Origin of the sequence: Streptomyces sp. AA4, from assembly GCF_000158875.1 — a bacterium.
In the GTDB taxonomy this organism is placed as follows: Bacteria; Actinomycetota; Actinomycetes; order Mycobacteriales; family Pseudonocardiaceae; genus Amycolatopsis.
On sequence record NZ_GG657746.1, the window covers coordinates 5,040,858 to 5,064,752 of the forward strand.

The 23,895-nt window shown below is 71.2% G+C and carries 20 protein-coding genes and 1 pseudogene; 3 read left to right on the plus strand and 18 right to left on the minus strand.

What is annotated here, in order from left to right; genetic code table 11:
* Both SSMG_RS23080 and SSMG_RS23085 read right to left on the minus strand, forming a co-directional pair.
* A partial coding sequence (locus SSMG_RS23080) for a DUF6098 family protein (protein ID WP_009079923.1) occupies window positions 1-486 on the minus strand: 486 nt, incomplete at its 3' end.
* Between the two features lie 184 nt (window positions 487-670).
* Window positions 671-966 (minus strand): annotated as a pseudogene (locus SSMG_RS23085) (ornithine decarboxylase); the annotation flags it as partial.
* A 170-nt stretch (window positions 967-1,136) separates the two neighbouring features.
* Here SSMG_RS23085 and SSMG_RS45535 point away from each other — a divergent pair.
* A complete protein-coding gene (locus SSMG_RS45535; protein ID WP_159396482.1) occupies window positions 1,137-1,310 on the plus strand; it encodes a hypothetical protein in 174 nt (57 codons plus the stop codon).
* A gap of 638 nt (window positions 1,311-1,948) precedes the next feature.
* Here SSMG_RS45535 and SSMG_RS23090 read toward each other — a convergent pair.
* From SSMG_RS23090 to SSMG_RS23120, 7 genes are all read right to left on the minus strand, one after another.
* Window positions 1,949-3,142, minus strand: a complete 1,194-nt coding sequence (locus tag SSMG_RS23090) for a condensation domain-containing protein (RefSeq protein WP_009079927.1) — start codon at window positions 3,140-3,142, stop codon at window positions 1,949-1,951.
* Complete coding sequence (locus tag SSMG_RS23095; protein ID WP_009079929.1) at window positions 3,139-4,179, minus strand: hypothetical protein; 1,041 nt, start codon at window positions 4,177-4,179, stop codon at window positions 3,139-3,141. Before SSMG_RS23095 ends, SSMG_RS23090 begins: the two co-directional genes overlap by 4 nt.
* Entirely contained in the window at window positions 4,176-5,084 is a 909-nt protein-coding gene (locus SSMG_RS23100) for a phosphotransferase family protein (RefSeq protein ID WP_009079930.1), read from the minus strand. Before SSMG_RS23100 ends, SSMG_RS23095 begins: the two co-directional genes overlap by 4 nt.
* A complete protein-coding gene (locus SSMG_RS23105; RefSeq protein ID WP_009079932.1) occupies window positions 5,081-6,295 on the minus strand; it encodes a hypothetical protein in 1,215 nt (404 codons plus the stop codon). Before SSMG_RS23105 ends, SSMG_RS23100 begins: the two co-directional genes overlap by 4 nt.
* Complete coding sequence (locus SSMG_RS23110; protein ID WP_009079934.1) at window positions 6,292-6,543, minus strand: acyl carrier protein; 252 nt, start codon at window positions 6,541-6,543, stop codon at window positions 6,292-6,294. The genes SSMG_RS23105 and SSMG_RS23110 overlap by 4 nt, the downstream gene beginning before the upstream one ends.
* A 5-nt stretch (window positions 6,544-6,548) precedes the next feature.
* Complete coding sequence (locus tag SSMG_RS23115; RefSeq protein WP_009079936.1) at window positions 6,549-7,724, minus strand: radical SAM protein; 1,176 nt, start codon at window positions 7,722-7,724, stop codon at window positions 6,549-6,551.
* A gap of 160 nt (window positions 7,725-7,884) precedes the next feature.
* Complete coding sequence (locus SSMG_RS23120; protein ID WP_009079939.1) at window positions 7,885-8,364, minus strand: hemerythrin domain-containing protein; 480 nt, start codon at window positions 8,362-8,364, stop codon at window positions 7,885-7,887.
* 156 nt (window positions 8,365-8,520) lie between these two features.
* On the opposite strand from SSMG_RS23120, the gene SSMG_RS23125 reads away from it, so the two are divergent.
* Window positions 8,521-9,615, plus strand: coding sequence for a glutamate--cysteine ligase (locus tag SSMG_RS23125; protein WP_037714577.1), 1,095 nt, complete (start codon window positions 8,521-8,523; stop codon window positions 9,613-9,615).
* A gap of 13 nt (window positions 9,616-9,628) precedes the next feature.
* Here the strand turns inward: SSMG_RS23125 and SSMG_RS23130 are convergent, their stop codons facing one another.
* From SSMG_RS23130 to SSMG_RS23160, 7 genes are all read right to left on the minus strand, one after another.
* Window positions 9,629-10,444 carry a DUF1206 domain-containing protein gene (locus tag SSMG_RS23130; RefSeq protein ID WP_037714579.1) on the minus strand — a complete coding sequence of 272 codons (816 nt, stop codon included), beginning with the start codon at window positions 10,442-10,444 and terminating at the stop codon, window positions 9,629-9,631.
* A 75-nt stretch (window positions 10,445-10,519) separates the two neighbouring features.
* Entirely contained in the window at window positions 10,520-10,939 is a 420-nt protein-coding gene (locus tag SSMG_RS23135; protein WP_009079943.1) for an STAS domain-containing protein, read from the minus strand.
* A 197-nt stretch (window positions 10,940-11,136) separates the two neighbouring features.
* Complete coding sequence (locus tag SSMG_RS23140) at window positions 11,137-12,357, minus strand: MFS transporter (protein ID WP_009079946.1); 1,221 nt, start codon at window positions 12,355-12,357, stop codon at window positions 11,137-11,139.
* Window positions 12,354-16,076: an IucA/IucC family siderophore biosynthesis protein gene (locus SSMG_RS43720; RefSeq protein WP_050788259.1), complete on the minus strand. Its 3,723-nt coding sequence runs from the start codon at window positions 16,074-16,076 to the stop codon at window positions 12,354-12,356. The genes SSMG_RS23140 and SSMG_RS43720 overlap by 4 nt, the downstream gene beginning before the upstream one ends.
* Before the next feature lie 600 nt (window positions 16,077-16,676).
* Window positions 16,677-17,876, minus strand: coding sequence for a VWA-like domain-containing protein (locus SSMG_RS23150; RefSeq protein WP_009079949.1), 1,200 nt, complete (start codon window positions 17,874-17,876; stop codon window positions 16,677-16,679).
* Window positions 17,876-19,063, minus strand: a complete 1,188-nt coding sequence (locus tag SSMG_RS23155) for a MoxR family ATPase (RefSeq protein WP_037714582.1) — start codon at window positions 19,061-19,063, stop codon at window positions 17,876-17,878. The genes SSMG_RS23150 and SSMG_RS23155 overlap by 1 nt, the downstream gene beginning before the upstream one ends.
* A gap of 54 nt (window positions 19,064-19,117) precedes the next feature.
* Complete coding sequence (locus SSMG_RS23160) at window positions 19,118-20,389, minus strand: hypothetical protein (protein ID WP_037717786.1); 1,272 nt, start codon at window positions 20,387-20,389, stop codon at window positions 19,118-19,120.
* Between the two features lie 203 nt (window positions 20,390-20,592).
* Between SSMG_RS23160 and SSMG_RS23165 the strand changes: the two genes are divergently transcribed.
* Window positions 20,593-21,207, plus strand: coding sequence for a TetR/AcrR family transcriptional regulator (locus SSMG_RS23165; protein ID WP_009079954.1), 615 nt, complete (start codon window positions 20,593-20,595; stop codon window positions 21,205-21,207).
* Between the two features lie 46 nt (window positions 21,208-21,253).
* On the opposite strand, the gene SSMG_RS23170 is transcribed toward SSMG_RS23165, so the two are convergent.
* Together SSMG_RS23170 and SSMG_RS23175 are read right to left on the minus strand one after the other, a co-directional pair.
* Entirely contained in the window at window positions 21,254-22,948 is a 1,695-nt protein-coding gene (locus tag SSMG_RS23170) for a 3-ketosteroid-delta-1-dehydrogenase (RefSeq protein ID WP_199785963.1), read from the minus strand.
* Window positions 22,949-23,039: 91 nt separating this feature from the next.
* Complete coding sequence (locus SSMG_RS23175) at window positions 23,040-23,879, minus strand: alpha/beta fold hydrolase (protein ID WP_009079958.1); 840 nt, start codon at window positions 23,877-23,879, stop codon at window positions 23,040-23,042.
* Window positions 23,880-23,895 lie beyond the last annotated feature (16 nt).

Consider the following 23,895-nt stretch of genomic DNA (forward strand, 5'->3'; position numbering starts at 1 on the left):
ACGGACTTTCGCCGACGCAGCGAGACACGGTGTCCGGTCCATAGACCCCCACTCCGCCGGGGCCTCCTCTTCCACCAGCCGCCGCGCTTCGTGCATTACCGCGTCCTCGATCCAGGCCAGCGGTTCCGCGTCCACGATCAGCGGCTCGTTGTCCGGGCCCCGCGCGATTTCGCGGCCTCGCAGGAGCCACGGGCGCACTCCGGGGCCGCCGCGTTGGCGGAGGTGCTGGTAGTCGTGCAGGCGCCGGGCCAGCCACAGCCGGAGCGAACGGTCCCGCCACCACGGCTGGCGGGCCAGCGAGTTCGCGGACAGGCCGGGCAGCAGCATCCCGGTGAGCCCGTCGCGGCTTTCCTCGCCGGAGCGCAGGTCCGCGTCCGGGCCGCGCGACCAGCGCACGTACAGATCGTCTTCGCCGGCCCGGCGGAACGCCGAGACCAGCTCGTCGAGATCGCGCACGACGGGCAGCCGGTGATCCCATTCCGTCATGGGCCCGGGATTACCCACGTCCGTCCGAGGCAATCTCAACGGGCGACGACCCGCACGCGGCGCAGCTCCGGATCGGGCAAGAACATCCCCGCCGTGACGCCGCTTCGCAGGTAGTCGAGCACGGGGCGGGTCAGGACCTCGCCGGGCAGCACGGCCGGACGCCCGGCGGATACGGGCTCATCGTTTCGGCGACGATCAGCGGCACGCCGCGGTCGTGGCAGCTCCGCGCGACGCCTCGGAGGTCGGCGCAGGAACCGTAATCGGTCGGCGTGACGAGCAGCGTTCCCTTGGCTGCCGGAGGCCGTTGAGGACGAGCCCGGCGACCACGGATTTGTGCGCGTTGCGGGAAATCAGCAGCTCCTCGCCGGGCTCCGCGACCGGCAGCATCGCCGATTTGACCGACAGCGAACTGCCGCAGGTGGAGAAGAACGCGCCGTCCGCGTGCACCGCCATCGGGTCCTCGGCCTCGGCCAGCACGCCGGGGTTGAGCGCCCGGTCACATCAGGATGATGTCGGAGGCGAACACGTCGCGGCCGACGATCTCCGCACGCGCCTCGCCTACCCAGCCCGGCCGATCTCAAACGCATACCCGTTTCAGGGGCCCCGGAAGGGGTAATCCGAGGTGGTCTTCTCCCGGAGACGGAGGAATCATGACTCAGATGACAGAAGAACCGCAGCCGGCCGGCGGTGCCCTCGCGACGCCGCGGCGCACGTGGATCGGCGACCACGACCCGACGGACCAGAACTGGCAGGAGGTCGGCGACGAGATCCAGCTCGCGGCCCAGCGGGCCGGACGGACGTGGCAGCAGCCGGAAACCGACTGAACCTCGGCACGACGGCGGCGGAATCGGGCAGCCAGACGTGGCTGGACGTCCTCCGGCTTTCGCCGTTGTCGGTGTGTGCGGACCCTCGGCCTTCGGGTTTTCGCAGCTCAGCACCGTGCGGGTCGGCCGGATGCCGATGCCCGGCCGGGGTTGTCCGTCGACCGGCCGGAATGGACGGACTCTTCGGACGATCCCTGCCCTCCCCCGGCGTCCCTGCCTTCGGAGCGCTCCCGCTTCCGTGGAAGCGGACCGTTGCCGAAGGAGTTCGCGTCGATAAAGATGCGAGTGGGGATCGCCGTCGCGGGAGGTTTGACCGCTGCTGACCACCATCGCGCACGCGGCGTGCCATTCGGTGCGGCCCGAACCGGCGGCCAGGCGGATCGCGGCAGCGACTCGGCGGACCGGCGATTGTCCGGCGGCAGACCGAGAAGCTGGGCTCGCGCACACCTCGCCGCCCGACGACCCCGGCCAGTGGGGCTCCGCGAAGCATTTCGGCATTCCGCGGGCGTTCCCGGCGCGGCGTGGGCGGTCAGGCAGGGCTGGTCCGCATCGAGTCCCGGACATTCGCGGTCGCCGTGCTGAACACCTGGGGCGACCGCATCGAGGTCAACACTGCGGCCAAGGCGCTGCCAGCGAACTCACCTGAGCGGGTCCTTTGTGGACTCCGTCAAGACCTGTTCGGCCACGGCCGGCCACAGCGAGCGGACGCGTTCGCGGGTCCAGCCTTGTCCGGCGGAGGAAACATGTGCGGTCAGGGTGCCCTCGGCGGTCGAGCGGGAGCGGATCGCCAGGGTCGTCGGGGCGCGGGTGTCCTTGGGTCCGGCGGCCGCGACGACCTGGGCGGTGACCGGGCCGAACGCGTACGGCTCCGGCCAGTCGTCGGGAACGTATTCGTAGAACGGCACCGGGTCCGAGGCGGCGAGGAACGACCGGACTTCCGGCATCGGAAAGCGGCAGCGACGGCGGCAGTCTCGCAGGACGTCGCGGACCTCGACGGCGTATCCCGGCGTCAGCCGCGGCGGCGGGGCCGGGAGCGGGACGTAGGCGGTGAGCAGGCAGGGACCCAGCATCCGGCGCCACTCCGGACGGTCCCGCAGGCCGAATACCGTGGTGAACACCAGCGGTCCCGGCCCGGTGTGCGGGCGCATCGCGCAGGCCAGTGCGGCGAACAGCGTGGTGGCGGGGGTCGTGCGGTGGGTTCGCGCGAAGCGGTGCACCGCGTCCAGCCCGGACTTCGGCAGCAGGGTCGCGCGCTCGGCGTACGGTGCGCAGGTCTCGTCTTTCCGGACTGACGCGAACTCCTGGGCCATCGCGGTTTCCCACCAGGCCCGATCCGCGGCTTCCGTGTTCCGGCGCAACCGGTCTTCGGCGGCAGCGTAGTCGCCGTATTGCGCGGCTGGCCCGGGCGGCGCGGCCCCGCCCAGTTCGGCGGAGTACAGCGCGGCGAGTTCCCGGCAGGTGGCCCAGACCGTGCTCGGGTCGGCGACCAGATGGTGCAGGTGCACGGCGAGCAGGTCGGGATCGCCGCGCACCAGGCGGACCACCAGGGGTCCGGATTCCGGCGGCACCGGTGCGTGCAGGCAGTCGGCGGCGTCGCGGCACATTTCGAAAACCGGCGGGCCGGGCGGCGACACCATTTGGACGCCGTCGGTCACCCGGGTGCGCAGGATTTCGTGCCGGGCAACGAGTTTCGTCAAGGCGACGGACAGGACGGCCGGGTCGAGGGACGCGCTCAACCGGAGGACGGCGTTCATGGTGAACCACTCCCCGGTGAACTCCGGGCCGTAGTCCAGCATCACCCGTTGGAACACCGAAAGCGGGCGGGTGTTCACGCGGCCAGCTCCGCTGAGTAGTCGGCGATGCCGGGCAGCGCCCGCACCAGGTTGCCGTGCATTTCGGCGAGCAGTTCACCAGAGAAGCCGCTGTCCCGCCAAGTTTCGTAAGGGAGGCCGAAACCGAGTCGCTGCCATACCTCCGCGTTGCGTTTTTCGGCGGCCCCCAACGGCTCCAGCAGCAGCAACGGCGTCGCGGCCCACAACGAGTCCAGGCAGGTTCCGCCGCCGGGTTTGCTGACCATCGCCCGCGCCGAGCGGACCAGCTCGAAGGAATCCGGATGTGCCTCGCCGCGGGAGTAACTCTCGCGGCCTGCTGGCCGGAACGGCGGGAAACCGTTGTCGTACCAGGGATGCCAGTCCGGATCGAGCAGGAAGTGCCGGATCCCGGCTCGCGGGTCCACATCGGACTCCCGGTAGGCCAGGACGTCGAGGGCGAACCCGGCACCGGCCAGTGCGGCGACGTGTTCGCGGTAGGTGCCCATCCCCCAGCCGCCGCCGTGCAGGTACAGCCGGGGCTCGCGCTCCGCCCACGGCAGCGGCGGCCGCGCGCTCACCGGCACGCTGCACGGCACCGTCATCGATGCGCCGTCCACCAGGAAGACATCCTCGTGCGGCACCTGCCATCCGGCGGCTTTCCGGAAGGACGGCGAGGCGATGGCGTCGATGTGGCAGAGCACCACGCGTACCGCGCGGCCGCGGGCGAGGTAGCGCTCGACGATGGGCAGCCAGAATCCGGAGAAGAGCACGAAAGTCTCGACCTGTTCGGTGTCCCAGCGGGTGAACAGTTCCGCTTCGGCCGACGGATCGGTCACCGCGGCCGGGTCGGTCGCGAGGCGGTGCCCGGCCTTGGCCAGGCGGAAATCGCGGTGGAAAGCCCACTTCATCTCGGCCGTGGTGGCCAGCTTGTGCGGCGGCAGCAGTCGTTCTAGGACGCTGACGTCGGCGGCCGCGCCGCGTTCGCGCAGGCGCTGAGCCAGCAGCAGACCTGGCACGTGCACACCGAGTGCCACGCCGGAAGTGAGGACTTCGATCACGACGGCCTCCCGAGGAACGTCAAGGCCCGGCGCAGATGCGCGGACGCCAGCTGGCTCGTCACGGGCGCGCCGCCTCCGCGCGGCACCGTCTCGACCAGCATGATCAGGTACAGGTAGCAGCGGTAGAGCGCGAGCCGGACGCGGGCCGCGGCGTCGAAAACCAGCTCACCGCCTGCTTCGCGGTATCCGCGCACGAAGTCGGCGTCGCGTTCGATGTCGCCGAAGAGGGCCGTGGAGACGAGGTCCGCCAGCGGGTCTCCCCAGAACGCGCGTTCGCCGTCGACGAAGCCGGTGATCCCGGAGTCGCCCAGCAGGATGTTGCCGGGCCACAGATCGAAGTGGACCAGGACCGGGGTCCGCACCTCGGACAGGGCGTCGGCGTGCGCCACCAGCGTCGTGCGAATCTGTTCGAGCGGGAGTGCGACGGCGAACCGTTCGGCGTCGGCTAGCACTGCGTCCAGCATCCCGGTGAACGCGGTGCGCCAGCTCGGCGCGAGCCTGCGGGGATAGCCGAATCCGGTGCCGGTGACCTGGTGCAGGCGGGCCGCGAGGGTGCCGAGTTCGGTCCGCAGCGCGGCGCGTTCCGCGGGAGGCACGCACCGGGCGGCCCAGCTGGTCCCGGGGAGTTCGGTCATGACCAGGACGTCGCCGTCGACCAGACGTCCGGAGAAGTCGGTGTGCACCACGCGCGGAACCGGCACGGCGGCCGCGGCCGCTTCGTAGAACAGCGCTTCGGTACGGAGCAGGCCGCGTTCGTAGGTCAGCGCGGGTGCGTCCGGCGGCGGGGAGACCTTGACGACCAGGCCGGGCGGCCGGACCCGGTAGGCGGTGTTGAAGGTCGCCCCGGTCAGCGGCGTCCATTCCGCCTGCCGCACCCCGGCTTCCGCGAGCACGTCGGCGATCATCGGGTCTCCATTCCGGCCGCCGAGATCGCGTCGAGCAGGCCGGCTCGCACGGCTGCGCTCTCACCGGGGCGGGCCATCAGCGCGCAGTAGATCCGGCCGCCCGGTGCGGCGAGACCGCTGCCGCCGACCAAAACGACGCCAGGAACGGCACCTCCTCGATAGCGGAGCTGGCGCAGCGCGGCGAAGAGGTTGCTGATTCCCTTGCCGGGCGGGACTTTCAGGTCGAACCGCCACAGGTGGCAGCGCAGGCCGTGCGGACGGACGCGGCGGTCCAGCAGCAGCGAAAGCAACCCCAAGGACTGGCGTGCGTTGATTTCCAGCACCGGCACGAGCGTCCCGTCCGCTAGCACCATCGCGTCCACGCCCGCCGGCCCTCGGTAGCCCGCCGCGGCAAGGGCTTCGGCGACCGCGGCGAGCGTTTCGTCGTATTCGGCCGCGGCCAGTTCGGCGAGGAGTTCGTCCGGGGCTGGCTCGGACCCGGCGTGGCGGTAGCCGCGGTTGTGCATCACTTGCACGCCAAGCAGTTCCCACCGCTCTGGGGCGACGAGTAGATGCGCCGAGAAGTCCGTGCGCCGGTCGTAGCGAGGTTGGACCAGGAGTTCGACGCGGGCTTGCTGAGCCGCCAACGTGCGCGTGACGGCGCGCAGCACGCCGGGCGTGGCGACCTCCAGCGTCGCGCGGCCAGAGACTCCGTACGGGTCTTTCACGACGCTGGGCCGGGTCCCGACCGCCGCGGCGAGTTCGGCTGCGGACCGCACGACGACGCCCGCGCCAGGGAGCCCGAGCGACTGCACCAGCGCATTCGACCAGGTCTTGGAATTGACCTCGGCCACCGTTTCCGCGGCCGGAAGCCGGTCGGCGCGTCCGAGCCGAGCGGCCAGCGCGACGGTGTCCGGCAGTACCGCGTACGGAGCGATCTCCGGCGATCCGGTCAGAGTTTCCGCGTCGACAGCTCGCTCGATCGGGGTTCCCGGCGGGGCCGGAACCGCGTGGTGGTCGAACTCGATGCCGCAGGCGGCCAGCGACTCGCGGATCTCCCGCGCCGGAGCGCGTCGGGTGACCAGCAGGTCGCCCGGCGAACACGCGGCGGCGAGCAGTTCGTCCATGTCGTCGGCCGCGCCGCCGCCGGGTGCGGCGGGCAGGACGGCCAGGTCCGCGGGCCGCCACCAGCGCTCGGCGTCGAAGGTGCCGAAGCGCGCCGTCGCGGTCATGACGGCGCGAGCGTCCGCAGGAACCCGGTGAACCGGCCGAACACGCGCAGGTCGTCGAGTTCGAGGTGTTCGTAGTCCAGCTGCACGCCGAGTGCGTCCTCGACGCCGAGCAGGAAGGAGATCATCTGCAGGGAGTCGAGCCCGTAGTCGTCGACGAGGTCGGCGTCCGGGCCGATCTCCTCGGCCGCCGTTCCGTTGTCCAGCACGGCGACCAGCACCTCAGTGACCCTGCGTTCGAGATCCGCCACGGTGCTCACACTCCGTTGAGGTAGAGGAGGACGCACCGCGAGCACACGGGCATCATCCCGTTCGCGCCGAGGACGCGGCGGACCTCGCGGAAGGATTCGTTGTGCCACAACGCGACCGGGTCCGTCTCGTACAGGTTGCCGACCACGAACTCCGGGAAGAACTTGCACGAGCTGACGTTGCCGTCGGCGTGCACCTCCATCCGGTTCGACACCGCGAGGCACTTGCTGCGGTGCTGCGCCGGTTTCGGCGTGCCGAGCACGAAGTCCTCGACCTCGTCCGGTTCGAGCTGCGGCTGGTAGCGGATCCGCACCCGCCACCGCCGGGACGCCAGCCGCGCCATCGATTCGCGCAGTTGCGGCAGGCATTCCGGAGGCAGCCGGTAGGTGTAGGAATGCCAGGTCGGGCGCGCGGTGCCGGTGTCCGGCCGCAGCCAGGCGAACGACTCGGCGTAGACCCGGTCCATGGCCTCGGCCACCTCGGGGCTGATGTACCACGGGAACTGGAAGTAGACCGTGTTGACGCCGAGGTCTTCGGCCCATTCCATGAACTCGTACATCGTGTGCACGGTCCGGTGCGACACCATGCAATTCACCGAAACCTCGCCCGCGAACCCACCTTCGCGCTTCAGGCCGAGCATCAGCTCGATGTTTTTCGTGGTCCGGGCGAAAGTGCCGCGGCCGCGCAGTTCCTCGTGGTCGGCGCCGAGGCCGTCGAGGCTCACCAGCAGGTTGAGCTGTTCGCCGAGCTTCAGGAGGTGCTCGAGGTTTCGCTTGAAGAGCAAGCCGTTGGTGCAGACGGTGACCGTGCGCGGCGAACGGCTCAGCAGCTCGGCGATGTCGCCGAACCGGCTGTGCAGCAACGGTTCGCCGCCCCAGACGAACACCTTCGAACGTACGGATTCCGTGGCGTCCAGCAGTTTCGCGACGATATCCACGTCGAGTTCGGTCCGTTGTTTGGCGGGACCGAAATCGCGGAAGAAACCCTGTTCGCTCCACTGATAGCAGTGGCTGCAGCGCAGATTGCAGCGGTAGGTCAGCTGCAGGCACAGTTCCCTCGGCAGCGGCGTGGCGTAAGCCGGGTCCTCGGCGACGGCCCGGCGCGCCGACGAGCGGAGCGCCACGGTGTGCTTGAGATCGGCGAATTCCTTGGCGGACAACGTTCTCGTAGTCAGCGGACGCATCGCTCGTCCCCCTCCGTGCGGCTCGTTCCGAGGTTAGGAACGCGGCGGGGGCGGCGGCACCCCTACGCCGGGCAGCAGGGGAAGACCGCGAAAACGGGACAATCGCCGCCGGCCGGACCGGACGCGGAACCCTTTCCCCGCGTCCGGCCCGGAATGGCGGTCAAGCGTGGGCGCTCTGCAGTTTCAGCGGATTCTTCGGCGCGTCCGGCCGCGCGTCGAGCATCCGCTGCCCCAATTCCCGCAACTGCTTGCGCCCCATGGCCGAACGGACCTCCGGGAACCACTCGTCCTCTTCTTCCTCGACGTGGTGGCGCACGTTTTCGGTCAGCACGGTCACCTTCGCGTCGAAGGTTTCGTCCTCCGGGTCCAGGTCGAGCAGTTCGGAGAGCATCCACACCACGACGTGGTGCTCCTCGACGCTCTCCAGGACGTGGTCCTTGGTCTCCGGGACGGCTTCCTTGGCCGCCGGATAGAAGATCTCTTCCTCGAGGTACGCGTGGACGGTCAGCTCTTCGATGATCGAGTCGACGATGCGCCGCTTTTTCTTGTAGGCCTTCTCGCCCGCTTTCTCGAACTCCTTGAACAGCTTTTCCACCGTCTTGTGGTCGTTCTTCAGCAGCACGATCGCGTCGGTCGACATCGGTGTCCTCACAGTGCGGTCCGGGCGCGGGCAGCGCAGGATCGGCCGCCCGCTGTTTCCTGGGATGCGGATTACCCCTTTCCCGGCCGGGAAAACGTCGTTTGCGCACGGGGCCGGCCGGGTACTCCGATGCCCCCGGACCACAGGAGAACATCGGTGAACGACCAGACCGGCGACGAGCTGACTTTCGGCATCGAAGAGGAGTTCTTCGTCGTCGACCGCGACGGCCGGCTGGCCCAGGCAGACGACGTCGTCGACCGCGCCGCGGAAACCGGCGGCGAGAACGGCGAGCTGCAGCACGAGCTGATCCAATCGCAGGCGGAGATCGCCACCGACGTCTGCCGGACGCGCGACGAGGCGTTGCGGCGGCTGCGCGAATTGCGCGAGGACCTGGCCTCGGCCGCCCGGAAGCGAGGCCGCAGGCTGCTGCCCGCGGCCTCCCCGCCGGTGTCGGCGGAGGACCTGCCGGAGGTCACCGAGAATCCGCGCTACGAGCGGATCGGCGAGCATTTCGGGGCCACCGCGCGGACGTCGCTGACCTGCGGGTGCCACGTGCACGTCGCGATCCCGGACAAGGAGACCGGCATCCAGGTGCTCGGGCGGATCCGGCCGTGGCTGCCGGTCCTGCTGACCGTGACCGCGAATTCCGCGATCGCCGACGGCTACGACACCGGTTACCGCAGCTGGCGCTACCAGCAGTGGAGCCGCTGGCCGTCGGCCGGGCCGCCGCCGCGCTTCGCGTCGCTCGACGAGTACGAAAGCATCGTCGACGCGTGGCTGCGCTCGGGCGCGATCCTCGACCGCGGGATGGTCTACTGGGACGTCCGGCTTTCGGAAAAGCAGCCGACCATCGAGTTCCGCATCGCCGACGTCGCCGCGACTCCGGAGGAAGCTGTCTTGCTCGGCGTGCTGGCGCGCGGCCTCGTCGCCACCGCGCTGGCGGACGACGGTCCCCCGCCGGACTTGCCGAACGAGGTCCTGCGCGCCCAGCTCTGGCGCGCGTCGCGGGACGGCGTGAGCGGCTGTTGCCCGCACCCGCGCAGCGGCGACCTGGCGCCGACGAAGGAAGTGCTCGCCGACCTGATCGAGCTGACGACGGGCGCGCTGGAATCAGCCGGGGATCTGGAGTTCGCGCGGGAGGCGACGGCGCAACTGTGCGCTGAAGGCAGCGGAGCGGACCGGCAACGGCGGCGGTTTGCCGAACGAGGACGGGGCGAGGACGTAGTGGACCTGCTTGCCGGGACCCCCTGACCAGCGAGGCCCGTCAGCGCCGATGGGCCCACGCCGCGGCCAGGCAATAGACCCCGAACGCCGCCAGGCCGAACGCGACCACGGTCAGCAACACCGCCCCGAAGGGCTGCGCGGCGAGGGTCTTCAGGCTGGCGTCCAGCCCGCCCGCTCGCTTCGCGTCGGAGCGGAAACCGGCGAAGCCCAGCAGGAACGCGGTCACGGCGAAAACCACCGCCTTGGCCAGGTACCCGGTGCTGCCCAGCCGCCCGACCCACCGGCGGGTCTTGCCGGGCAGCCCGGTGAGGTCGAGATCTTCGAGGAAAGTCTGCTTCACGCCCTTCACCCCGGCCGCGACGGCGACGCCGAGCACGACCGCGGCGACGGCCACCACCAATGCCGGGCCGGCGGGCAACTGGAGCAGTTTCGCGGTGAACTCCTGCTGGGTCTGGTCGCTCGAACCGCCGCCGCCGGTGCCCGCGGCGAGGCGGAAGGCCGTGGCCCCGATCGCGAGCACGACGATCCCGCGCGCGGCGGCGCCGAACCGTTTGCGGGTCCGCTTGCCGCCGCTGGTCCAGGTGTAGCCGGTCGCGGCCATGAGGAACTGCCACAGTCCGAACGCGACCAGGCCGGCGGCGAGCACCCACAGCACGACCTGGCCGAGCGCCGTCGACCCGACCTCCTGCAGGGCGCCCTTCTGGTCGGGCTGCCCGCCCGCGCCGAACGCGACCCGCACGGCCAGGTAGGCGAGGATGAGGTGGACGAGGGCGTAACAGGCCATCCCCGCCCGGCCGAGCAGCTGGGCGGTGTCGGTCTTCTCGCCTCGGGCGACCTTGTCGGCGATCCGGTTCATGGGGTGGGGATACCCGCTGTGCTCGCGGCTAGCACTGGGCCAGGTGGCGCAATCCGCCACCCTGGTGAGGCAGGTTCACGGACGGTGAATGCCCTGGCGACGCGAGGGCTGCGCCGGAATTGCTTCCGCGCCGAGGCTGGGCAGGACGGGGAGCGCGCGGTCGAGGCCGAGCAAAGCCAGCGGCCGCCGGACAGCGCGGTGCGGCGCGACGGCCGCGAACCGCACCCCGACAGCGCGGGCGTCCGCGGCCTGTTCGGCGAGGAACTGCAGGACCCGCGCCGAGCAGAAGGGCACGTCGGTCAGGTCCACGAGCAGGTTGGGCGGCCGCAGCCCGAGTTCGCCGGACACGATCCGGCGGAGCCGGGGAACGTCCGCGGCGTCGAGGTCCCCGGCGAGGGCGACCACGGTGGACTCCGCCGTGCGGGTCAGCGTCGTGGCCGGACGGCGGGCCGGGCACACGACGGTCAGGCTCAAGGGCGGGGCGTTGCTGTGCATGAATTTCGTTCCCTCCTCGCGAGACGCGGGGCGGGGACCGGGAACACGCGGCGCCAGCCGGACTGTCGCAATTCCCCCTCGCTGGCTGGTCCTCTGCGGTGAACTGCCTGGCTGACCTGCGCTGCCGTCAACATACCTTCGGGGCGCCCGTTTTGCGCAACCCTTCCTCACCCGGGCGGCGGTACGAGCCCCGGGAGTCACGCCGCGGCCAGCCCGGGTTCCGGCCGCGGCGGGCTCCGGCGGCCCCGGATCGTCAGCAACGTCGTCACCACGCAGCCGAGGCCCATGAACGCGACCATCGCCCGCGTGCCCGCGAGTTCCGCGAGCGGTCCCAGCACGGCGGTGCCGACCGGGATCATCGCCCGGTCCGTGCTCGCGATGCCCATGATCCGGCCGAGCAGGTTGCCGGGGGCGGTCGCCTGCAGCGCGGCCCGGTTGGCGGTGCGGTAGCACTGGCCGACCAGGCCGACCACCACCATCGTCGCGCCCGCGCCGACCGCGGCGGGCGTTCCGCTCAGGCCGCTGGGCAGCAGGAGGACCAGCAGCGCGCAGCCGAGGAGCACCGCGCCGATCGCGGCCAGCCGCGCGGGGTTCGACGGCGGACGGCGGGACATCGTCGTCGAGGCGGCCAGCGCGCCGGCCGCGCCGCAGGTCAGCAGCAGGGCGGCGGTGCTTCCGTCGCCGTGGAAGAGGTCCTTCGACAGGAGCGGCATCATCGCGGTGTACGGGAAAGCGAACAGCATCGGCCCCATCGCGAGGGCGATCTGGCGGCGCATCGCCGGGTTCTGCCGCAGCAGCCGCCAGACCGACTCCCCCGGCGGCGCCGGAGCCGGAGCAGGCGCCGCGGCAGGGTCGGGCAAGAGCGTCAGGCAGCAGAGCGCGACGAGCGTGCAGAAAGCGTTGAACCAGAACGCGACCGGGACGGAGCTGACCGCGAGGACGAGCGCGCCGGCCGCGGGGCCGAGCACCATCGCCGCGTTCAGGCAGGCCGAGTGCATGGCGATCACGGCGGTGAGCGGCCGCCCTCCGCGCAGCAGCGGCAGGAGCGTCTGTCTCAGCACGGGTTCGGCGCTGCCCGCTGAGGCTCGCGCGAACACCATCGCGCACACCAGCCACAGCGGGCCGCCCGCGGTGACGATCCAGGCCAGGCACAGCGTCGAAACGAAGAGCGCGACGCGCAGACCCGCGAGCAACCGGCGTTTGTCGTAGCGGTCGGCGAGCCAGCCGGCCGGCGCGGTGAACAGCAGGATGGGCGCGAGCCGCACCACGTTCACCGTCGCCAGCGCGGTGGCCGATCCGGTCTGCTCGACCACGTACCAGTTGAGCGCGACCAGGTCCGCGGTGTCGCCGATCCGGGAGGACAGCGTGCCGGCCAGGAACAGGCGCAGCGGCAGCCGTCCGGCGGTGCCCGCGGTCATCGCACGGAGCCGCCCGCGTCGTGCAGCGGATTTGCCTGCGGCAGGTAGATGTCGTGGTCGGCGTCCAGCAAGCGCATGAGCCCGAACGCTTTCTGCGGCAGATGGGACGTCCGCAGGAACGCCACGTCCGCGGACGCCCGGGCGAGCAGGTGCGCGGGCAGGTCGGCCAGCAGGCCGGTCATCGCGGCGCGGACCGTCGCCCAGAGCTGCTCGACGGGCAGGCCCCAGGTCGTCGCGAACATCGTCACCACGGGCGCGATATTGGCCTGCAGCAGCGCGTACGACACCTTTCTCCGGACGTGGTCGAGGTCGTCGGAGAAGGTGATCGAACCGGGGTGCGGGACGAACTCGAGGCCAGCCTCGCGCAGCCGGCCCTGGTGGACGCGGATCCCGCCGAAATCGCGGACGAGGACGCGGACCGGCAAGCCGTCGCGCACCACCAGCAGCGTGTTCTGCAGATGGGCTTCCAGGCCGATGCCGTACCGCCACAGCAACGGCAGTCCCGCGGCGAGCATCAGCTCGGCGTAGCGGTCGAAGAACGCGAGCGCAGCCTTCGACTGGTGGGAGCGGTCCCGGATCAGTTGCGCCAGCACGGTTCCGTCCGGAGCCGCTCCCCGCAGGGCGCAGGCGGACAGGACGGTCTCGCCGGGGACGGCGTAGTCGGCGGGATCCGCCCGGAGCAGCGCGGAAAGGCCGCGTTCTCGCGAAGGCGCGGAGCCGGGCGGCGGGGCGAACGCGATCCCGGCCAATTCCGGGACGCAGACGACTCGGCCGCGCGTGCTCGGGTCGTCCGCCAGCAGGCGCTGCAGGAGGCGGCTCATCCGCGGGCCGTTGTCGGTGGTGGCGGGCGAGATCGTGCGCCGCCGCGAGGTGAGCTGGACGTCGAGCGCGGTTTTCACCGTGAGGCGCCGTCCGTGCCTGCCCGAGGCGGCGGTGACCAGGGTGCGCACCGACACGGTCGGGCGGCACGCCAGTTGCGCTTCGGGGAGCGGGACGACCGTGCCGGTCGCCAGTTCCTCGGGGTATTCGGCGGCCAGCCGGCTGCGCAGCTGCCACGGGTGCACGGGAATCAGCTCGTACTCGGCGGGCGCGTGCCCGCGGGCGGCGAGCCCGTCGATGGCGCGCGCGGCGGTCGCGGGAAAGTGGTCGGCCACGATCGTGCCCACCGACGCGCCCGACGGATCGGGGGTCGAATGCACGGAATCCTTGCGCACCGCGACGAAGGAAATGCCGACCGTGTCAGCGCTTTCCGGGCAATAGGCGAGCGAATCCGCCGGGGTGAAGCCGCGGCGTACCCGCGGGGCGAGGTGGATCGAATGCCCTTCCGAGCACGCGGCGTCCAGGTCGAGCACGCGGTCGGAAACGGCGCGCTCGTCGGTGGTCGCCGCCGCGGTCCGGTGCCGGACGCACGCGCGGGACAGGGCGAGGTTGCGCGCGGAGTCGACGAGATCGTCGCGGAGGGCGGTCCAATCCATCTCGCCGCCGGACGAGGCGACGGCGTCGACCAGATGCTCGGGACGGCCGATGGCGCGGACCTCGACGCCGTCGCTCACCACCACCGGGCTCACCACTTCGTTGGCCCCGAAGCCGCTTTCCCGCTCGCACACCGCGGCCAGCCGCCGTCCCGAACGCAAGGTCACGGAGATCAGCCGTCCCGTGCCCGTGCCGAGCAGCGCGAGAACGCTCGGCGACACCGGCGGCGTCCCCGTGCCCGGCAGGACCGTTTCGGTGATGCGCTTGGCGGACAACGATCTCCGCTCGCGCAGCAGCGCGCCGCAGGCGCCGTTGAGGGTGCTCAGCCTGGCCCCGGCGAGTTCGTCCAGCCAGGGCCGCACGAGTTCCGGGCGGCGCTCGCGCAGGCAGGCGAGCATCTCCCGTTCCGCCTCGTTGAGGTCCGGCGGTTCCGGCTCCCGGTCCCCGGCGGCGAGCGGATTCGGCGCCTCGACGTACTGCTGGTCGGTGACCAGGTTCTTCAGGCGCATCGTCAGCAGGGCTTTGTGCTGCCACGGCCCGGTCAGCAACGCTTCGGCGTCCGCTCGGGCGTCCTCGGCCTCTTCGGGGCAGCAGGCGGACATGGCGAGCCGGTGGAACGTCTGCCGCACGCACTCCCCCGCCACCGGCCACAGGCGCTCCTCCGAGATTCCGGACGCGTTCGCCATCTCGGCGACGAGTTCTCCGAGATGGTGGCCGAAAAGCGGGTAGTACAGCTTGGCCCGGAACGCCGCGGGATCGCTGGCGAGCAGGGGCGAGCCGGGCAGGAACTCGCCGCTCATGGCCCGCCGGGCGAGCCGGGATTCCAGCAGGCGCGCGGCGCCGAGATCGCGGAGCAGCACGCGGTGCGGCCACCGGTTTTTCAGCACCAGAACGGTGTTCTGCGGATGCGGTTCGAGCGCGATGCCGTAGCGGACGAGGAGGGTCAGCACCGGCGGGACGCAGCGTTCGACGTGCGCGGTGAGCCACTGCCGCGCCACCTCGCTCAGCGAAACTCCGGTGACCGACGCGGTTTCGGCGACGAGATCGTGGAGGAGGCTGGCACCGGTCAACGGCGATTTCGCGAACAGCGCGGCGATCGGCATCGACAGTTCGTCTGGGCCGAGCAGGTCTTCGCTGTCTTCCCGGAGGACCGCGGCCAGCGAACGGCGCCGGGCCTGCGCGGCGGCGGGATCGGGCGGGTTCGGCGGGTCTGGCGGCACGTACGCGACGCTGGCCAGCTCTCGCAGCACCGCGAACCGGGGCCGCCCGTCCGGCGTGCTGAGCGCCAGGTCCAGGTCTCCGGCGACAATCCGTTCGAGCAGCGAGGACAGGCGCGGGCCGTTGTGCACCGCGGCGGGCGAGACCCCGCGGACGGCGCTGGTGAGCTGCACTTCGAGCGCGGTTTTGACGTGCAGCCCCGTGCTCGCCGCGGTCTCGCGTGCGGAGAGGGTCCGGACCGAGATCAGCGGCCGTGCCGGGATCCGGGTCCGCAGCGGCGTCACCGTGCCGTCGGCGAGCGCGTCGGCGTGCAGGACCGGCAGGGCGTGGAAACGCTGGTGCGGATGGACGGGAATCAGCACGCGCTGTTCGGGAATCAGCCCCGCCGCGCGCATCTCCACCGTTGCCGCGGCCACAGTTCGCGGAAAGGCTTCGCTCAGCAAGGCTTGCGAACCATCGAGGCCGTTCGCCCCGGTGGCTGCGCTCCGGGAAACCGAAACCAGCGGCAGGCCGAACTGCGCGCCGAATTCCGGGGAATAGCGGACGGTGTCCTCAGCGGACATCCCGACTTTCATTTTCGCCACCGGATGCAGGGGATGCCCCTCCGCGACCATTCGCTCGAAGGGAATCAGCAGCGACCCTTCCTCGCCCGAATCGCGGAGCGCGGCGACCAGCGACGAGAACGGCCGGGTTCCGTTCCCGTTGCCGGAATCGTCCCGATCGCGCAGCTCGGCCGCGAAGACCTCCGCGGCCGCCAGCGACAGCGCGTGGCCGGCGACGCTGTCGGCCAGCTCGGCGCGCAGCCGTTCCCAGACGTCGCGGTCGCCGGAGCAGAGCCGCTCCTCGACCAGGAAGTCCAGGAGCCGCAACGGGTCGGCGACCTCCCGACCGTTTAGCCGGACCGGACCGGCGAGGACCAGCCGACCGGTCGCCGTCGCCTGGCGCAGCGCTGGTTCCAGGCCGCGTTCGCGCGCCCGGTCCGTTCTCAGCAGGCCCTCGCGCACCAAGGCGGAGAGCAGCCGGGACATCGTCGCCCTGCGGGCTTCCGGAAGGCATTCCGCGTATTTTTCCGCGAGCCCTTCCGGCGCGATGTCTTCGGATTCTTGGAGGCGGACACAAATAGCGCGTTCCTCGCGAGAAAGGGGGTCTCCCAACGGTGCGGGGAAAGCACTTTCACTAGCCGGGGCGAGGGAGGACATGGTGGACTATGGTGACCCCGGCAAGGTTAACCAGACAGGAACGGGAAGGTTAACAACAGATGAACACACCGATCACGACCCAATAAACTCGGACATTCGCGCACTCACTCGCGGATATTGCGTAGCAGGTTGAGGATTCAACTGGAGCAGTGTCGCATATTTTGCCCGCCCAATTAATCCGGGGCCGGGGAATGCGGTGGCCGATTTCGCGCAGTGCGGCCGGCTGCCGTATTCCGCATTCGGCGGCAGCGCGACGTCGAGGTACCCCGCGTTGCGGTACCGGCACTCCTCCCGGACGGGAAATTCGGCAGATGGTCCCGCGCTCGCGTCACTGAGCAGACCGACTTGTCGACCCCATGGAGGCCGTGCCCGAACCGCGGCGGCTCGGGCACGCGTCGAGGCCGGTGAAACACCTTCTTCGACGCCGGCTCACCCGACGGTGACCACCCTCGCCCACGCGGGCGGAGTCTCCGGCCGATAGTAGGGATTGTTCTCGTCCACCCGATGCTCCCGGCGGAACAAGCCCACCACCGTCCGGCACGGCGGTTTCGCGCTGGGCCAAGGGGTTTGGCCGTCCGTCAATACGACGAGCACGTCCGGACGGGGGCTTCCCTTCAGCGCTTGGGCGAAGCCGGTGCGCAGATCCGTTCCGCCGCCGCCCAGCAAGGGAATTCCCTCCGCTCGGCACAACTGCGGGAGATACGCGGCGGCGTCGCACGCCAGCACCGAGACGAGATCGCGCCGGCCGCCCACCGCGCGGACGATCGCGGCGATTTCGAGGATCGCGCTGCCCAGTTCGGCGTCGCTCACCGAACCGGAGGTGTCGACGATGACGCAGACCTGCGGCGGCCGGCGGCGCAGGCTCGGCAGGACGACGCCGGGCAGGCTGGCCGACCGGCGCGCGGGGCGGCCGTAGGTGTAATCCTCTCCCGCACCGGAAATCGCGGACCGGAGCGCCGCGCCCAGCAGTTCCCGCCACGGTTGCGGCGGGTGGAACGCCTCCTCGGCCCAGCGTTTCCAGCCCGCCGGAACGGTGCCGGGGTTGCCCGTGATGCCTTGGGCGACCCGGAAACGCACCGCGTCGCGTTCCTGCTCGCTGAGCGCGTGCGCGCCGTCCGGGCCAAGCTCCCAGTCGCGGTGCAGGCCGTCGGCGCCGCTGCCGCAGTCGAGCCAGGCGTAACCGGCGGTGTACGGCCCGAGCCGGAATTGGGTCAGGTAATCCTCCATCAGCTGTCCTGCGCGCAGCCGGAGCGCTTCCGGCTCGACCGCGTCCTTGGGCCGGGGCAGCCCGTCGCCGAATACGTCGTCGTTGATTTCGCAGTCCGCGGCGATGTTCATCCGCAACCGCTCCCCCGGCCCGGTCAGTTCGTGTTTCGCGGCGAACCGGTCGCTGCGGCCGTGGTGGTCGCGCAGCAGGTGGGACACCTCGTGCACCCAGACCCCGGCCAGCTCCTCCAGCGGCATGCGGTCGACGAACCCCGGCGACACGTAGCAGCGCCAGTGGCGGTCGACGGACATCGTCGGCACTCGCCGTGACTCCACCACGTGCAAGGCGAACAACGCAGTCGCCAGATACGGTCGTTGCCGAACGGCATACAGTCGCGCGGCGTAGAGCTTCTCTTCGTCCATCACTGCACACCTGCCCGCTTCGACAAGGCCACCGCACCGGAAAGCCGCTCGATCGCCTGCGGGACCTGCCAATCGTCGCGGCGCAGGGCGGCAAGTGTCGTGGCGGGCACGACCACCAGATCCGGCGCGCCGGTTTCCAACGCCAGCACCAACAGCGACCACGCCGCGTTCCAACGGGATTGGTCCGGCCGTTTGCGCACTGCCTCGACCACGCCGTCGAGCACGGTCTGGCGCAGGTCGCCGCGTTCGGGCAGGACGGCCGCCCGCGGGTCGGCGAGCAAGGTTTCCGGGTCCGGCAGATCCATCCGGTCCAGACCGGCCAGCAGCTCCAGGCCGGGACCGTCGCCGACCGTGCCGCGCACCAGCATCGACAGCACTTCCCGGGAGGCGCCCGCCGCGGTGGCGAAGGCGATCAGCCGCAGGGTCATTTCCCAGCTGCGCGGCGAAGGCCAGGGACCGCCGCGGCGGGATTCGCTCTTCGGGAGCTGGTGCACGAGACCGGGCCGGGCGGTCAGCAGGCCGCAGACCGCGCGGCGGGCGAACGTCACCGCGTCCGGCAGCCGCACCGGGTCCAGCCGGGGCAGCGCCGCCTTCGGCCACGTCCCGCCGAGTCCGCGCACCACGACGTCGTGGTCGTAATTCCACTGCAGGTGCACGAAGCGGTTGGCCAGCGGCGGGCTCAGCTCCCAGCCGTCGGCCGCGGAGGAACGCGGGTTGGCGGCGGCCACGATCCGGACGCCGGGCGGCAGCCGCAGGGCCCCGACCCGGCGCTCGAGCACGACCCGCAGCAGCGCGGCCTGGACGGCGGGCGGTGCGGTGGAAAGCTCGTCCAGGAACAGCAGCCCCCGGCCCTCCCGCACCAGGCGCACGGCCCAGTCCGGCGGGGCCATCGGCACGCCCTGCACCGCGGGGTCGTCGCCGACCACCGGAAGGCCGGAGAAGTCGGACGGCTCGTGCACGCTGGCGATCACCGTGGTCAACGGCAGTTCGAGTGCTTCGGCGAGCTGGTTCAGCGCGGCGGTCTTGCCGATGCCCGGCTCGCCCCACAGCAGCACCGGCAGATCGGCGGAGACGGCCAGTGTCAAGGCTTCGAGCTGGTCGTCGGGGCGCGGTTCGGTTTTCGTGTCGGCGAGCAGAGCGAGCAGCTCGGCGGCGACGTCCAGCGGTCGCCGGATTTCAGCGGAAATTTCCCTGGCAGCAGACAGTTTTGATCACCTTGGGGTCGGATCGGCGCGGAAAAGTCAGCGAGTGGTGGCGTGGCGGGGATGCGCGCGGAGGCTGGGGTCCCGAGTGGACCGAAGGGGCCCTCCGCGAGCGAGCCCAGCGCGGTAGAGGCCGTGCACGACTTGGCGGCGCACGGCCGTTTCCAGTTCGTCGCGCAGGGCTCCGCTGCGCAGGAGGACGTCCGGCCCGAGCAGCGTTTCGACGGCGGCGAGGGCCCCGGCGGCGTCGCCGTGGTCCAGCCGGGCGCGGACGTCCACGAGGTTTTCCGGCGACCGGTGCGCCTCGTCGATCGCCCGCAGGCACGGCAGTTCGGGGCCGCCCAGCGCGCCCAGCAGCTCCTCGCGGCGGATCTCGCCGTGGTCGTGGTCCAGCGGGACGAGCACGCCGTGCACCACCCCGATCCGGTGCGTCGCGCCGCGACAGTCGACCAGGCGGGAATTCCTTGCCTTGTCGGGGTTTTCTGCCGCGCGGGGCCGGTAGCCGGGCCGAAGTGCCGACGCGACAAGGGGATGCAGCTGGTCGAGGCTGAGCAGTCCGGCGTGGAGCAGTTCCAGGTCGGGCAGGACCCACGTCGCGGCGTCGGGCAAGACCAGCCGGTCCCGCCCGCCCAGGTCGAGCGTCAGCCGGTGCCGCGAGGTGAGCCGCGCGGAGACGAGCGCGCCCGCACTCCCCTCCGCGCGCGGCAGCAACGCCGCCTCGGCCATCCACCGGTCCACCGCGCAGGGACCCACCCCGGCCGGGAGCGGGATCTCGGTGGTCCGGTCCGGCGGCCAGCGTCCGGACCGTTCCCGCAGCTCGCCCGTTCGGCGCACGTCCCACAGGTGGCGGTGCAGATCGAGGCGATACCGCCGGTCGGGCCGGGGATGCGGGTGCAGACCGGCGCGGCGCTGGGTGGGCGACCACAGCGCGAGACTGATCCGCTGGCCCGCGTCCGCCCACGCCGGCGGGGTGCGCGCGACGAGCTGGACGTCGCCGTACCGGGCCAGCGCCACCGTGAGCCCGGGCCGCAGCAGACCGTCCGGGGCGATCCGCGGGAAATGCCAGCGGAGCAGGTCAGGGGCCAGATGCCGCAGATCGGCGCGGACCCGCGCGGCGAGCTGGGCGCCGTGGGCCCGGCTGGTCGCTCGCAGGTCGACGTCCACGTCGACGCGGGCGGCGGCACAGGCCCCGGCCCAGTCGCCCGCTGCGCGGCGGGCAGTCGCTGATTCGATCATCGGCGGCGGCACGGCGAACTCTCGCACGCGCGCCCAGGAAAGCAGGCGATTCTCGTTCGCGGGGAGTGGGTGCATCAGCACTCACCTGCGGCGAACGGAACCCCCGATCTGTTCGAGTAGGTACTCATCACAGCGAGCGTAGCAGGATCAGCGCGCGCCGGTGTCATATTCTGACACCCGTGGCCGGACGGCGCGTTGTTCCGCAGAGCGGTCAGCGGGCCTCACCAGGCGCGTCCGCGCGGCTACGGTTCGACGCACGCGACAGGGAGGGAGTCCTGGTGACGGACCCGAAACGGCAGACCCTCACCGAACGCCGGGCCGAGGAGCTGCGGATGAGCATCGCGCTCACCGCGCGCGACCTGTTCGTCGCCGAGGGCCACACCGCGGTCACCGTCGAGCGGATCTGCGAGATCGTCGGGATCAACCCGCGGACGTTCCACCGGCACTTCCCGGTCAAGGAGGACGTCCTGATGCCGCTGCTGCGCCGCAGCGAGCGCGTCATCCTGCAGGGCTTGGAGGACGCGCCGGACGACGCGGACCCGGTCGAGGTCCTGACGGCCGCGCTCACCACCGAACTGAACCGGCGGCAGGTGCCGGAGTACGACCACCAGATCATGACGCTGATCGTCAACACGCCGCAGTACCGGCTGCGGTTCGTGGAATGGTGCGAGGGGCTGAGCGACGCGGTGACCCGGTTTCTGGCCCGGTATTACGAACTCGACCCGGACCCGTTCCTGCGCGAACTGCCCGCCCTGCTGGTGATCCAGACCATGCGGCACGCCCTGATCCGGTGGGTGCAGAGCGGGGAGTCGGATGACTTCGGGGATATCGAACGGTGGGATTCGCAGGGGTTGCGGCTGGCGTTGAGCGGGCTGACCCGGTTGCCCAAGTAGTCCTTTGTGGACCGGGCGGGAAAACCCGCCCGGTCCGCAACGAAGGTTACGACGACGCGCCCGCCGCATGGAGCGCGGCGATGTACCCGTACACCACGCCCTGCCCGATCGTCGCGCCCGCGCCCGGGTACGACGTGCCGAAGGCGTTCGCCGCGGTGTTGCCGATCGCGTAGAGGCCTTCCACCGCCGTGCCGTCCTCGCGGAGCACTCGGGCGTGTTCGTCGGCGACCAGTCCCCCGCACGTGCCGAGGTCGCTCAGCACCACCTTGACCGCGTAGTACGGCGCGCGGCGCAGCGGCGCCAGGTTCGGGTTGGGGCCGATCGTGGGGTCTCCGTAGTAGCGGTCGTAGGCGCTGTCGCCTCGGCCGAACGCGGGGTCGCGGCCCGCGGCGGCGTACTCGTTGAACTGCCGGAAAGTGTCCTGAAAGGACTCCGCCGGAACGCCGATCGCTGCCGCGAGCGCGCCGAGGTCGTCCGACTTGTGCGCGATTCCCGCGCGGTACCAGGATTCCGGGAGCGGCTGCCGCGGGAAGCAGCGTCCGGCCATGATGTAGCTGTCGCGATAGCGCTGGTCGAACACCAGCCACATCTCCTCGACCGGCGTGCCGGCCCGTTCGCGCGCCAGGACCTGCTGTCCGAACGACATGTAGTCGATCGCCTCGTTGATGAACCGTCGTCCGGTCTGGTCGACGATGAACGAACCCGGCAGGGAACGCTCGGCGAGCAGGACCGCCGGGGCGCCGCCCGGCACCGGGGCGAAGGCCGGGAACCACCAGGCCTGGTCCATCAACGCGGTGTCCGCGCCGAGTTCCTGCCCGGCCAGGATGCCGTCCCCGGTGTTGCCTTCCGAACCCAGGCTCGAGTGGTCGCCGAGCCGCGGCGACTGGAACTTGTGCCGCGCCTCGACGTCGTGGTCGAAGCCGCCCGCGGCCAGGACCACGCCGCGCCGGGCCCGGACGGTGACCTCCCGGTCTCCTTGCCGCACAACGGCTCCGGTGACGCGGCCGTCGTCCTGGAGCAGGCGGACGAGGGTCGTCTCCGTCCACACGGGAATGCCCGCCCGCAGCACCCCCGCGAACATCCCGGCCGCGAGCGCTTGCCCGCCCGCCAGGTAGTCGCGGCCGATCAGCATGCCGCCGATGCCCAGCGCGGCCCGGGCGAAGATCCGGGGCAAGGCCTTGAGCGGTTTGCGCGCGACCAGGTTCATCCACTTGTAGTCCGCGCCGGTGACCGGCATCGGGACCGGCGCCTCCATCACGCCGGGACGCAGCCGGGGCCGCTCGTCGCCGAGCACGGAGGCGTTGAACGGGCGGCATTCGCACGTCCGGCCTTCGGGACGGCCGCCGGGTTCCTCGGGGTGGTAGTCGGAATAGCCCTTGGCCCAGAAGAACCGCATGGGGGTGGTGCGGCGCAACATGTCGACGGCGGCGGCGCCGTGTTCGAGGTACGCGCGGCCGCGCTCGGCCGGAGCCGAGTCGCCGACTACCGCGTTCAGGTACGTGCCCGCGTCGGCGACCGCGCGAGGTCCGGTTTCCGGCAGCGCGGCGTTCCCGGGGATCCAGAACGCGCCGCCGGACCGCGCGGTCGAGCCGCCGACGTAGCTCGTCTTCTCGACGACCAAAGTGGACAGTCCGCGCTCGTGCGCCGCGAGCGCGGCGGCCATCCCGGTCCCCGAGCCGACGACGAGGAGATCGACGGTCGTGTCCTCGGCCGGCACGAGCGCGGGCATTTTCTTTTTCACTTTCGAACTCCACTTCGTTCTCGGCAGGAGGCCGGGACACCGTATTTCGCCGGTTTCCCGGAATTCCCGGCCGAGTCCAGTCAGCGGGACGTCACCGGCCGAGGAACGCGAGCACGGCGGCTTCCCAGGCGTCCTTCTGTTCGATCATGACCCAGTGCCCGCAGTTCGGGAAAATGTGCACCTCGCCCCGCGGAAGAGCGCGCATCGGGAGCAGCGCCATGTCGACCGGGCTGACGCGGTCGTCGCGGCCCCAGGTGACCAGGGTCGGGAGGTCCAGCCGGCGAAGCTGCGCCCAGGCCGGGGTTTCCGCACCGCGCGCGGCGGCCGCCATTCCGGCCAGCGCCGCCGCGCCGTACATCCGGCGCGAGTTCTCGAGGGTGGCCGGATCCGTTGCCTGGCTCCAGCGTTCCTCGATCATTTCCTCGGTGACCAGCGCCTGGTCGTAGACCATCGAACGCAGCCAGGCGACGAGCGCGGCACGGGTCGGGTTTTCGACGAACTCGCTGAGCCGGACGATGCCTTCCCCTGGCTGGGCACTGAAAATCGGGGTGCCGATGCCGCCGATCGTGACCAGCCGCTCGACGCGTTCCGGGGCCGAGAGCGCGAAATCCGTCGCGACGAAGCCGCCCATCGAGTTGCCGACGACGCGCACGCGGTCCAGCGAAAGACCGTCGAGCAGCGCGCGCACGGCGGTCCCGGCGGACTGCATCGGGTGGACGGCGCCGAAATCGTCGCTGACCCCGAAGCCGGGGAACTCGAGCACGATCGTCCGGTAGTGCCGGGCGAAGGCGGGCAGGTTGGCGCCGAAATTGCGCCATCCGGTCACGCCGGGTCCGGAACCGTGCAGCAGCACCAAGGGCGGGCCGTCGCCGCTTTCGCGGTAGCGGAGGACGCCGTGTTCGGTGGGGAGTTCGAGCAGTTCGGGGGTCATGGGTCGACCTTGCCAG